This is a genomic window from Nocardia pseudobrasiliensis NBRC 108224, assembly GCF_001613105.1.
GTDB classification, from domain to species: domain Bacteria; phylum Actinomycetota; class Actinomycetes; order Mycobacteriales; family Mycobacteriaceae; genus Nocardia; species Nocardia pseudobrasiliensis.
This window is the reverse complement of record NZ_BDBS01000038.1, coordinates 64,510-76,743: the sequence shown is the minus strand read 5'-3', so window position 1 is coordinate 76,743 and position 12,234 is coordinate 64,510. Positions and strand designations below refer to the sequence as shown.

7 protein-coding genes are annotated in these 12,234 nt (G+C 67.6%); 4 read left to right on the top strand and 3 right to left on the bottom strand.

The window, feature by feature from the left end:
- The first annotated feature begins 11 nt into the window (after positions 1-11).
- Both NP4_RS27845 and NP4_RS27840 read left to right on the top strand, forming a co-directional pair.
- Positions 12-734, top strand: a complete 723-nt coding sequence (locus NP4_RS27845) for a GAP family protein (RefSeq protein ID WP_068004042.1) — start codon at positions 12-14, stop codon at positions 732-734.
- 225 nt (positions 735-959) lie between these two features.
- A complete protein-coding gene (locus tag NP4_RS27840) occupies positions 960-4,877 on the top strand; it encodes a Pls/PosA family non-ribosomal peptide synthetase (protein ID WP_068004040.1) in 3,918 nt (1,305 codons plus the stop codon).
- Between the two features lie 6 nt (positions 4,878-4,883).
- Here NP4_RS27840 and NP4_RS27835 read toward each other — a convergent pair whose 3' ends face one another.
- Positions 4,884-5,705 carry an acyl-CoA thioesterase gene (locus tag NP4_RS27835; protein WP_068004037.1) on the bottom strand — a complete coding sequence of 274 codons (822 nt, stop codon included), beginning with the start codon at positions 5,703-5,705 and terminating at the stop codon, positions 4,884-4,886.
- A 90-nt stretch (positions 5,706-5,795) separates the two neighbouring features.
- Between NP4_RS27835 and NP4_RS27830 the strand changes: the two genes are divergently transcribed.
- Positions 5,796-6,398, top strand: a complete 603-nt coding sequence (locus NP4_RS27830) for a nucleoside/nucleotide kinase family protein (protein ID WP_068004034.1) — start codon at positions 5,796-5,798, stop codon at positions 6,396-6,398.
- Positions 6,399-6,453: 55 nt separating this feature from the next.
- On the opposite strand, the gene NP4_RS27825 is transcribed toward NP4_RS27830, so the two are convergent.
- Positions 6,454-7,395, bottom strand: coding sequence for a LysR family transcriptional regulator (locus NP4_RS27825; RefSeq protein ID WP_068004031.1), 942 nt, complete (start codon positions 7,393-7,395; stop codon positions 6,454-6,456).
- Positions 7,396-7,480: 85 nt separating this feature from the next.
- Between NP4_RS27825 and dnaE the strand changes: the two genes are divergently transcribed.
- Positions 7,481-10,993 (top strand): DNA polymerase III subunit alpha, encoded by a 3,513-nt coding sequence (dnaE, locus tag NP4_RS27820; RefSeq protein WP_082876281.1) that lies wholly within the window; start codon positions 7,481-7,483, stop codon positions 10,991-10,993.
- Here the strand turns inward: dnaE and pdxS are convergent, their stop codons facing one another.
- Positions 10,994-11,914 (bottom strand): pyridoxal 5'-phosphate synthase lyase subunit PdxS, encoded by a 921-nt coding sequence (pdxS, locus tag NP4_RS27815; RefSeq protein WP_062512188.1) that lies wholly within the window; start codon positions 11,912-11,914, stop codon positions 10,994-10,996.
- Positions 11,915-12,234: the final 320 nt, after the last annotated feature.

Genomic DNA, 12,234 nt, shown 5'->3' with positions numbered 1-12,234 from the left:
CCCTGAGGGGCATGATTCTGATCCCGGCCCTGATCGGCCTGGCGCTGGTGGACAGCACCAGCATCGGCACCCTCATCGTCCCGATCTGGCTGCTGCTGGCTCCCGATCGGCCACCCGCGCGACGAATGCTGAGTTATCTGGTCGCCATCGCGGTGTTCTACTTCCTGCTCGGCGTACTGCTGCTGACCGTCGCGGGCGCGGGCCTCGAGCGCTTCGGCGGGCTCGCGCACAGCGTGCCCGTCCTGGTGGCGGAGTTGCTGGTCGGCGTGGCACTGTTCGCGGTGTCGTGGCGCTTCGACTCCAAGAAGCGCCGCGAGCGCGGCGAACCCGATCGCACCGCGGCCTGGCGCACCCGCGCGCTCGAGCGCCAGAGCTCGGCGGGCGGACTGGCCGTACTCGCGGTGAGCGCCGGTGTGCTGGAGGCGTTTTCGATGGTGCCGTATCTGGCCGCGATCGGACTGCTGGTCGCGAGCGAGCTGCCGACCGCTGCGTCGATCGCCCTGCTGGCCGGATACAGCGCGGTGATGATCGTCCCGGCGCTGCTGCTGACGGCCGGACGGTCACTGCTGCATTCGACCATCGAGCCGATGCTGGCGAAACTGGATCGGCTGCTGTCGCGCTACGCCGACAGCGCGACCGGCTGGGCCCTGGCGATCGCGGGGATCGTCTTGGCTCGCAATGCCATCGGCGGCCTCGCGCACAATGAGGTGATCCACCGATTGCTCGCGCGTTAGATCCACGGTCGGCATTTTGTGTGGTGCACCACCCGAACCGGTGCGTTACATTCCCAATGTCGGAATTGACCGCATTCCCGAGCCGACTCGAAGAGGGGTTATACCAAGGGCAAATATGTCCCGACGCAGCGTGCTTAATCTTTCCTTTACGGCACTGCAAGCGCATGGCAACATGAGTCGCATGTGGGAAATTTGGGGTTCCGGGCGCCAGCGCCGCCGATTTCGATGGAGAACCCTGTGCTCGACGCCCCTCGGATGCATCACACCTTCGAGTCCAGCTGCGATACCGCGCCGAATGCGGTAGCACTGGAATGTGAGGATTCGATCCTCACGTACGCCGAATTGGATTCGCAGGCGAATCGTTTGGCCCATCATCTTCGTACTCTCGGAGTCACCGCAAACACACGTGTGGCAATTCTGCTGTCACGTTCCGTTCATACCTACACCGCACTGTTGGGCATCGGAAAAGCCGGTGCCACATTCGTTCCGATCGATCCGGGCGCACCGGCGGATCGGGTCGCCTATATCGTCGACGATGCGGATGTCGAGGTCGTGGTGACCTCATCGGAATTCGACCATCTGTTGAATGGACTGCGGCCCGGCATCGTTCGCGTGGACGCCGATTCCGCGGCCATTTCGCGCGCGCCGAGGACTCGTCCCGATCCGATCGAGCCCCCGGCCGATCCGGTGGCGTACGTGATCTATACCTCCGGTTCGAGCGGTCGCCCGAAGGGCGTGCTGATCGGGCAGTCGAGCATCTGCAACTTCCTCGACGTGGCGCCGGAGGTCTACGACGTGCGCCCCGATGACCGTGTCTACCAGGGCATGACCATCTCGTTCGACTTCTCCATCGAGGAGATCTGGTTGACCTGGGCACGCGGCGCGACAATCGTTGCGGGACCGACCGATTCCCGTCGCCTGGGCGGTGAGCTGGCCGATTTCCTCGAGTCCGCCCGGGTGACGATGCTGTATTGCGTACCAACGCTGCTGGCCACGATTCCCCGCGAATTGCCAAATATCCGCACGATTCTGGTGGGCGGCGAGGCCTGTCCCGCCTACCTGGTGGACCGCTGGGCCCGCCCCGGCCGCCGCATGCTCAACACCTACGGGCCCACCGAGGCCACCGTCACCGCCACCGTCGGCGAACTGCTGCCGGGCCGCCCGGTCACCATCGGCCGCGCCCTGCCGACCTATTCGATCGTGCTGCTCGACGACGATGGCAACGAAATGGGAGAGGGCGAGATCGGCGAAATCTGCGTCGGCGGGCCGGGAGTCGCCCTCGGCTATCTCGGCCGACCGGATCTGACCGCCGACCGATTCCTGCCTCACCCCGCCGAACCGGACGGAAGGCTCTATCGCACCGGCGATCTCGGCCGGTTCGACGCGGACGGCAATATCGAATATCTGGGCCGCGCCGACGCCGAGGTGAAGATTCGCGGCCACCGCATCGACCTCGGCGAGATCGAATCGGTGCTGATGCAGGATCCCGCGGTCACCGAGGCGGTCGTGGCCACCACGCCCGGAACCGACGGCCCCGAACTGGCCGCCTATGTCGTACCGGCCGCGGACACCGAGGCATTGCGCTCACGACTCTACGAACGTATGCGGGATCGGTTGCCCGCCTATATGGTCGCCTCCTACGTCGAAACGCTGCCCGCCCTGCCGACCATGCCGTCGGGCAAGGTGGACCGCCGACAACTCCCGGCGCCGACCACCCACCGCTTCGTGGGCTCCGGGCCGGTCGTGGCCCCCGCCGATCCCACCGAAGCGGCCATCCGCGACATCTGGGCCGGGGCGCTCGGCATTCCCCCCGAATCCCTTTCGGTCACAGCCGATTTCTTCACCGAGCTCGGCGGACACTCCCTGCTGGCCGCGCGGGTGGTGTCGAAACTTCGCGCCAGCGGCGCTGTCGTCCACGCCGCACTGCGCGACCTGTACCAGCATCCGACCGTCCGGGCCATGGCCGCGCACCTGCCCGCCTCCACGCCAGCGCCGGCAGCGCCCGCCTCGAAACCGTTGCGGCACAGCGACACCACCGTCGCCCGCGGCGGGTTCGCGCAGCTGGCCGTGCTGTATCTGATGCTGCTGGTGACCAGCCTGCCGGTGGTGTGGTTCGACATCGCCGACAATCGCTCGCCGACCTCGACCGTGCTCGCCGAACTGCTCGCGACGCTGCTGTTCACCTACCTCACCGTGCGCTGGGTGGTGCCGATCGTGGCCGGTCGCCTCCTGACGCTCGGCATTCGGCCCGGCCGATATCCACTGTGGGGACCGACCTATCTGCGAATCTGGGCGGCCCATCTGCTACTCGGTTTCGGCCCACTGCCCGTGCTGTCCGGCTCACCACTGGGCAATCTGTATCTGCGCCTGCTCGGCGCGCGGATCGGGCGCGGTGCGCATATCGGCACCCGCTCGGTGAGCCTGCCCGCACTGCTGGACATCGGACCCGGCGCGGCGATCGGCTATGGCGTGACGCTGTGGCCGTGGCGGGTCGAGGGCGGCTGGGTGATCGTCGCGCCGATCACCGTCGGCCCCGACGCGTTCGTCGGCGCGCACGCGATCCTCGGACCGGGCGCGCGCCTGGAATCCGGCGCGGCCCTGGGACAGCAGTCCGCTCTCGACGCGACCGTACCGGCCGGAGCGCGCTGGGCCGGTTCGCCCGCGGCCCCGACCGAACGATTGTCCGACGGCATCGAGGCGATCCTGTCCGCTCCCCCGCGCCGGGTGCCGTGGACACGGCCGCAGCTGAGCGCCTACGCGCTGGCCGCATTCGCGCTCGAGCTCGCCGCGATCATCATGATCGTGCCCGCCGCGCTGCTGGTGTCGTGGGCGCTGGTGCGCTTCGACTTCCTCGCCGGATTGCTCGCCGCGCTGGCCTCGGGTCCGGTCTTCGTGGCGACGGTCTGTGCGATGGTCGCGATCGGCAAGCGGCTGGTGCTGCCGGGCCTGCCCGCCGGAATCCATCCCGCCCGCTCCGCGCTGGGCATTCGAAAATGGGTGGCGGACAAGCTGTTCGAGTTCAGTCTGCAAAACACCCACACCCTCTACGCCACGCTCTACACGGTGCCGTGGCTGCGGTTGCTGGGCGCGCGGATCGGGCGGGGTGCGGAGGTGTCGAACGCGGCCCATATCGATCCGGATCTGCTCGAACTGGGCGAGGGCACCTTCGTCGCCGATATGGCCAGTGTCGGCGCGGCCACCTTCGGCCGCGGCTGGATCTCGTTCGCGCCCACCACGGTCGGGCGTCGCTCGTTCATCGGCAACGCGGCCGTCGTATCCGCCGGGGCGCGGGTCGGCGAGGGCGCACTGGTCGGGGTCAGCACGCTGCCGCCGCATACCGGGGTGCCCGACGGCACCGCCTGGCTCGGCTCACCGGCCATGCGCCTGCCCGCGCGGCAGGACTCCGGCGACTTCCCGGAATCCACGACCTACGAGCCTTCGGCGCGGCTGGTCCGTCAGCGGCTGCTCATCGAATTCTTCCGGGCCACCGTGCCCGCGAGTGTGCTCGCCGCGGGGTCGTATGTGTACGTGACGGGCCTGTCAACGCTGGCCGGGCGTGGTTTCGTGGTGACCGCGCTGCTGTCGCCGCTGCTGGCCGGAGCCGTCGCGGTCGGAATCGTCGGAGTGTGCGCGGCGGTCAAACGCGCGGTCGTCGGCCGCTATCGCCCACGAGTGGAACCGCTGTGGGATCTGTTCGTGCGCCGGACCGAATTCGTCACCGGTCTGTTCGAATCCGCTGCCGTGCCCGCCTGCCTCGGAATGCTGACCGGGACGCCGTTCCTGCCGATCCTGTTGCGCTGGTTCGGCGCCGATATCGGGCGACGCACCTGGATGGGCACGACCTTCCTCACCGAATTCGATCTGGTCGTGGTCGGCGACGATGCGGCCGTGGGGCATCAGGTATCGCTGCAGACGCATCTGTTCGAGGACCGGGTGATGAAGATGTCCACGGTGACCGTCGGGTCCGGCGCGACGGTCGGCACCCGGGCGATCGTGCTCTACGACTCGGTCGTCGGCGACGATGTGGTGCTCGATCCGCTGTCGCTGCTGATGAAGGGGGAACATCTCGGCGCGGGTACGCGCTGGGGCGGCATTCCGGCCCAGCCGCGCGATATCACCGTGGCCCGGCAGGCCGCCGCGTGAGCGGGCTCAGCCCTCGCGCGGCGTCCGGATCAGGCCCTCCTGCACGACCGCGGCGACCAGTTCGCCGCGCTCGTTGAAGATCCGCCCGCCGGTGAGCGCGCGACCGAATCCGGCCGAGGGCGAATTCTGGTCGTAGAGCAGCCATTCGTCGGCGCGGAACGGACGCAGGAACCACATGGCGTGATCGAGCGAGGCGTTCTGCGTGGGCTCGTCCGGATGGGTCACCTTGGACGAGCCCAGCAGCGTCATATCGCTCATATAGGCCAGCGTGCAGACGTGGAACAGCGGATCGTCGGGCAGCGGGTGGCGGTAGCGGAACCACACCTGCTGCTGGGAGGCCATTCCGTCGCGGCGGTACACCCGATCGGCCGGGACGGTTCGGATATCCCAGTGCTCCCATTCGCGCATGGCCCACAGCCGTTCCGGGGACAGGGTGACCTGGGCGTCGGGAAGATCGTGCGGCGGCGGCACTTTCGGCATCTCGTCCTGATGCACCGGTCCCGCGTCGCCGCTGTGGAACGACGCGGACATGGTGAAGATCGCCTCGCCGTTCTGCACCCCGGTCACCCGCCGCGTGCAGAACGAACGCCCGTCGCGGATCCGGTCGACCAGATAGACCGTCGGCTGCGAGGGATTGCCCGGCCGCAGAAAGTATCCGTGCAGCGAATGCACCTGATACCGCGGCTCGACCGTCCGCACCGCCGATACCAGCGCCTGCCCGGCAACCTGCCCGCCGAATGTCCGCGGCAGCTGGGTCTTGGTGGACGCGCCACGAAAGATGTTCAGCTCGAGCTGCTCGATCTCGAGCGCCTCTTCGATCGTCGCCATAACCGTCCTTCCGGGAACCAACCAGCTCAGGCTATGCGATAGCGAATACACCCGCGCCGCACCCCTCGGGCGAGTCGGCATGATGGTCGGATGCCCGCATTCACTCCCGTCACCGTCGCCGCACTGGTCGACGATCTCACCGACCGTATCCTCGCCCTGTCCGGGCGCGCGATCGTCGCGATCGACGGAGCCGACGCCGCGGACCCGCTCACCTTCGCCCACACCCTCACCGACCGAATCCGCACCCATGGCCGACCCGCCGCGGTCGTCTCGCTGCACGATTACATCCGCCCCGCCTCCCTGCGCCTGGAATACGGCCGCGACGAAATGTCCTACCGCACCGCCTGGTTCGACTACCCCGCCCTCGACCGCGAGGTCCTCCAGTCCCTCCGCACCCACGCCCACTGGCTCCCCGCCCTCTGGAACGAATCCACCGACCGCTCCGCCCGAGCCCCGATCACCCCCGCCGAACCCAACCTGATCCTCATAATCGCAGGCCCAATGCTGCTGGGCCGCAACCTGAATTTCGACCTGTCGGTGGAACTACGCCTGTCCGAGGGAGCCCTACGCCGCCGAACCGCCCCGGCCGACGCGTTCACCATCGACGCGATCCTGCACCACCGCGAGCGCCACGAAGACCCGGATCTTCTCGTGGCCTGGGATCACCGCGACCGCCCCGCCGTCCGGCGCTAGGTTATGCGCGACCGGCCGAAACCTCGGGTGGGCACACGGTCGCCAACGGCTGACCTCAACCCGTGAACAGCGCCCGATCGGCGTCCGGAACCCAGCAGTGCGGGGCTATATCGCCGTTGTAGGTCGCGCGGAAGTGGGCGATCAGGCGCGGCAGGGCCGGATGGGTGTTCGCGCGCGACCACAGCAGCGCGTGCGGATAGGCCGGAGTCGGGTCGACGATGCGCAGCCGCCGGATCGCCGGGTGCAGCGGGGTGAGGAAGCCCTCGCCGGTGAAGGTGGTCAGGTGCTCCGACGCCGCGACGCGCCGCAGTATCGGATCCATCGGCTCGGGTCGATCGCCGGTCTCGACGACAACGCCGCTGAATTCGGCCAGATTGCGGTAGTAGTCGGCCCACTCCGACGGGACCGAGGCCCCCGGAACCCACGCGGGATAGGCGCTCGCCTCCGCGAGGGTGATCGTCGATCGCGCCGCGAGCGGATGGCCACGGCCCACCAGCAGGTGTAGTGGCTCCAAATAGGCCGGGGCGGCGTCGATTTCGAGCGGTAGCGGGCGCGGCCCACCGAACGGACGCGCGAATGCCGCGTCGGCCCGTCCAGTCGCCACCGCGTCGCGAGAGGTCGCGAAGAGGTTGGACAATACGACCTCGGTATCGCAGTCCGGATTGCGATCCAGGTAGTAGCGCATCAACTCCATGGCGGGCTGCCGCTCCCCCAGCACCGCCACCCGCAGCGGCCGTCCCCGCACGGCCGCCACCGCCTCGTCGATCACGGCGAGCAGCGATCTGGCATAGGGCAGCAACCGATTTCCCGCATCGGTCACGGTGATGCCACCCGGCCCGCGATCGAACAGCGCCACCTCGAATTGGCTCTCCAGCTTGGCGATTCGCTTCGACACCGCCTGCTGCGTAATACCCAGCACATCGGCCGCGTGGCTGAACTGCCCCTCGTCCACCGCGGCGACGAAGGCGCGCACCGCCGCCGGATCCAGATCGGTCACGAAACCTCCTGCTACAACCGACAGTTGTCCACCCTAGCGTGTCACTTGTTCGACGAATACCCGACCACCTTGCTCGAATGCCCTCGTGACCGACGCTTCCTTCGTTCATCTCCACAACCACACCGAGTACTCGATGCTCGACGGCATGGCCAAGATAGGCCCGCTGTTCGCCGAGGCGCAGCGCCTGGGCATGCCCGCGGTGGGCATGACCGATCACGGCAACATGTACGGGGCCTCGGAATTCTTCCGGCAGGCGAAGACATCCGGCATCACCCCGATCATCGGCATCGAGGCCTATATCGCGCCCGGATCGCGATTCTCCGCCGAGCGCGTGCGCTGGGGCGATCCGTCGCAGAAATCCGACGACGTCTCCGGCTCCGGCGCCTATCTGCATATGACCATGTTCGCGAAAAACGCCGTGGGACTGCGCAATCTGTTCCGTTTGTCGTCGCTGGCCTCCCTCGAGGGCCAACTCGGCAAATGGCCCCGCATGGACGCCGAACTCATCGCCGAATACGCCGAGGGCATCATCGCCACCACCGGCTGCCCCTCCGGCGAGGTCCAAACCCGTTTGCGCCTGGGGCATTTCGACGAAGCCTGGCACGCCGCCGGGCGCTGGCGCGAGATCTTCGGCCCGGAGAACTTCTTCCTCGAGGTGATGGACCACGGCCTGACCATCGAACGCCGCGTGCGCGCGGAGCTGCTGGCCGTCGGCGCGAAGACGGGCCTGACGGCCTTGGCCACCAACGATTGTCACTACATCCGCAAGGAACAGGCCGCCGCCCACGAGGCCATGCTCTGCGTACAGACGGGTAAAACGCTGTCGGATCCGGCCCGCTTCCGCTTCGACGGCGACGGCTACTACCTGAAATCGGCGGCGGAGATGCGCGCGCTGTGGGACGAGGAGGTCCCCGGCGCCTGCGATACCACCCTGGCCGTCGCCGAACGCATCGAACCCTACGACGAGGTCTTCGATTTCCGCGACCGCATGCCGGTATTCCCCGTCCCCGACGGCCACACCGAGGACAGCTGGCTGTGCCACGAGGTCGACGCCGGACTGCGCCACCGCCTCCGAGACGTCCCCGCCGACTACCACCGGCGCGCCGCCTACGAACTGGAAGTCATTGCGGAGAAGGGTTTCTCGGCCTACTTCCTGGTGGTCGGCGATCTCGTCGCCCATGCCCGCGAGGTCGGCATCCGGGTCGGTCCGGGACGCGGTTCGGCGGCCGGATCGCTGGTGGCGTGGGCGCTGTCGATCACCAATATCGACCCCCTCGAACACGGCCTGCTGTTCGAACGCTTCCTCAATCCCGAACGCCCGTCGGCCCCCGATATCGATATCGACTTCGACGACCGCCGCCGCGGCGAGATGATCCGCTACGCCACACAGCGCTGGGGTTCGGACAAGGTGGCCCAAGTCATCACCTTCGGCACCATCAAAACCAAGGCAGCGCTGAAGGATTCGGCCCGCGTACACTTCGGCCAGCCCGGCTTCGCGATCGCCGACCGGATCACCAAATCGCTGCCGCCGGCCGTGGCCGCCAAGGACATCCCGGTCTCGGGCATCACCGATCCCACCCACGAACGCTACGGCGAGGCCGCCGAGGTGCGCGCGCTCATCGAATCCGATCCGAACGTGCGCCAGATCTACGACACCGCCGTGGGTCTCGAGGGCATGGTGCGCGGCGCGGGTGTGCACGCGTGCGCGGTCATCCTGTCCTCGCAGCCGCTGCTCGAGGTGGTACCGCTGTGGAAACGGCCGCAGGACGGGGCGATCATCACCGGCTGGGACTATCCGTCGTGCGAGGCCGTCGGACTGCTCAAAATGGATTTCCTCGGGCTGCGCACCCTGACCGTACTCGGCGACTGCCTGACGAATATCGAGGCCAACCGCGGCCTGAACGTCGACCTCGAGGCTGTGGCGCTCGACGACGCGGCCACCTACGCCATGCTCGCGCGTGGCGACAATCTCGGTGTCTTCCAATTGGATTCGGCCGGTATGCGGGAGCTGCTGCTGCGCATGGCGCCCACCGAATTCAACGATCTGGTCGCCTCCAACGCCCTCTATCGCCCGGGCCCAATGGGCGTGGGCGCGCACTGGGCCTACGCCGATCGCAAGAACGGCCGCGAACAGGTCACCCCGATTCACCCCGAACTCGACGAGCCGCTGCGCGAGATCCTGGCCGAGACCTACGCGCTGATCGTCTATCAGGAACAGATCATGCAGATCGCCCAGCGGGTCGCCGGATACAGCCTGGGCCAGGCCGATCTGCTGCGCCGCGCGATGGGCAAGAAGAAGCCCGAGGTGCTGGCGCGCGAATTCGAGAACTTCCGAAACGGTATGCGCGGCAACGGCTACGGCGACGACGCGGTGACCGCGCTGTGGGAGGCGGTGTTGCCGTTCGCGGGCTACGCCTACAACAAGTCCCATGCCGCGGGATACAGCCTGGTGATGTACTGGACCGCCTATCTCAAGGCCAACTATCCGGCCGAATTCATGGCCGCCCTGCTCACCTCGGTCGGGGATGACAAGGACAAATCCGCGATCTATCTGTCCGACTGCCGCAAACGCGGAATCCGGGTGCTGCCGCCGGATGTCAACGAATCCGCCGCCACGTTCACCTGCGTCGGCCCGGATATCCGCTTCGGTCTCGGCGCGGTGCGCAATGTGGGCGAACCGGTCGTCGAGGCCATTGTCCGGGCCCGCGGATCCGCGCCGTTCACAAGCTTCGCCGACTATCTGAACAAGGTCGATGCGGCCGGATGCGCGAAGAAGGTCGTCGAATCGCTGGTCAAGGCGGGCGCTTTCGACTCCCTCGGCCATCCGCGCCACGGTTTGGCGATGATCCACGGCGAGGCCGTGGACGCGGTGATGAATACCAAGAAGGCCGCCGCGCGTGGCCAATTCGATCTGTTCTCCGACGATCTCGCCGACACCGCGACGACATTCGAGATCCCCGTACCGGATTCGGAATGGGACAGCCGACAGCTGCTCGCCTTCGAACGAGAAATGCTGGGCCTCTATGTCTCCGGGCATCCCCTCGACACCGTCGCCGCCGCGCTGAGCGCCCGCTGCGATACCGCGCTGTCCACGATCGGCGAACTCCCGCACGGCCGCCGCATCCTCGTCGGCGGCATCGTCGCGGCCGTGGACCGCCGAATCACCAAGAGGGGCGAGCCCTGGGCCATCATTCGCCTGGAGGATCTGGAGGCCAGCGCGGAAATCCTGTTCTTCCCCGCCGCCTACGCCACCGCGGCCACCGCGCTCGCCGAGGATGCGGTGCTGCTGGTGGCGGCCCAGGTCACCGTGCGCGACGGCCGCACATCTCTACTCGGCGACCAGGTCACCATTCCCGATCTGGCCGTGGGCGACAGCCCCTTGGTCCTCACCATCCCCACGCCCGCGTGTACTCCGGCAGCCGTGCGCACCCTGCGCGAAACCCTCGAAAGACATCCGGGCCCAACCGAATTGCGCATCCGTCTGCTCACCCGCACCGGCCCGCGACTACTCGCGATCGACCCCCGATACCGGACAGCGCCCTCACCCGCCCTGAAGGGCGAACTGAAGGCGCTGTTCGGGGCCGGCTGCCTGGAATGATCACCAACCGCGCTCGGCCAGGCGATGCGGCTCGGGGATCTCCTCGACATTGATGCCGACCATCGCCTCGCCCAGGCCGCGCGAGACCTTGGCCAGCACGTCCGGATCGTCGTAGAAGGTGGTGGCCTTGACGATGGCCGCGGCGCGCTGGGCCGGATTGCCGGACTTGAAGATGCCCGAGCCGACGAAGACGCCCTCGGCGCCCAGCTGCATCATCATCGCGGCGTCGGCCGGGGTGGCGATGCCACCGGCGGTGAACAGCACGACCGGCAGCTTGCCGGTCTCGGCGATCTCGCGGACCAGCTCGTAGGGGGCCTGCAGTTCCTTGGCGGCCACGAACAGCTCGTCCTCGGGCAGCGACTGCAGGCGGCGGATCTCCTGGCGGATCTTGCGCATGTGGGTGGTGGCATTGGAGACGTCGCCGGTCCCGGCCTCACCCTTGGAGCGGATCATGGCCGCGCCCTCGGTGATCCGGCGCAGCGCCTCGCCCAGATTGGTCGCGCCGCAGACGAACGGCACGGTGAACTGCCACTTATCGATGTGATGCTCGTAATCGGCCGGGGTCAGCACCTCGGACTCGTCGATGTAGTCCACGCCCAGGCTCTGCAGGACCTGCGCCTCCACGAAGTGGCCGATCCGCGCCTTGGCCATGACCGGGATCGAGACGGCCTCGATGATGCCGTCGATCAGATCCGGATCGCTCATTCGCGCCACACCGCCCTGGGCCCGGATATCGGCGGGCACCCGCTCGAGGGCCATGACCGCGACCGCGCCGGCATCCTCGGCGATCTTGGCCTGCTCGGCGGTGACGACGTCCATGATCACCCCGCCCTTGAGCATCTCGGCCATGCCGCGCTTCACGCGGGCGGTGCCGGTCGTCGGGGTGGCTTCGGGCGTAGTCACGGCAAACTCCTGAGTCATCGGCTGAATCGGCTGCGTTCGGAATCGAACGCCATGATTCTAGGCCGCCGAACCAGGCCACTTGATAGCCAGTCGGACACCACTGGACTGGTCGGGCCTCAGGAGCTACCGCACAGCATCGCCGACCGGGCTAGATCGGGTTCACAACCAGCAGTTGGGCCCAGTACGTGGCGGCATCCTCGCCCAGGTAGGGCAGCAGGAAATCGTGCAGCAGATACGACATCGGCATGGGTACATCACCTCCAGGCTTGGATTTCACCGCACCGTGCGCGCGGCAAACCCGTTCCGACCATAACCGATCATGAGACATGTCACATCGT

What these genes read in the sequence shown, in the direction of transcription:
- NP4_RS27835 (WP_068004037.1), bottom strand. Translation starts at nt 5,705, where the DNA reads ATGGCGACGATCGAAGAGGCGCTCGAGATCGAGCAGCTCGAGCTGAAC.
- NP4_RS27830 (WP_068004034.1), top strand. Translation starts at nt 5,796, where the DNA reads ATGCCCGCATTCACTCCCGTCACCGTCGCCGCACTGGTCGACGATCTC.
- NP4_RS27845 (WP_068004042.1), top strand. Translation starts at nt 12, where the DNA reads ATGATTCTGATCCCGGCCCTGATCGGCCTGGCGCTGGTGGACAGCACC.
- pdxS (WP_062512188.1), bottom strand. Translation starts at nt 11,914, where the DNA reads ATGACTCAGGAGTTTGCCGTGACTACGCCCGAAGCCACCCCGACGACC.
- NP4_RS27840 (WP_068004040.1), top strand. Translation starts at nt 960, where the DNA reads ATGGAGAACCCTGTGCTCGACGCCCCTCGGATGCATCACACCTTCGAG.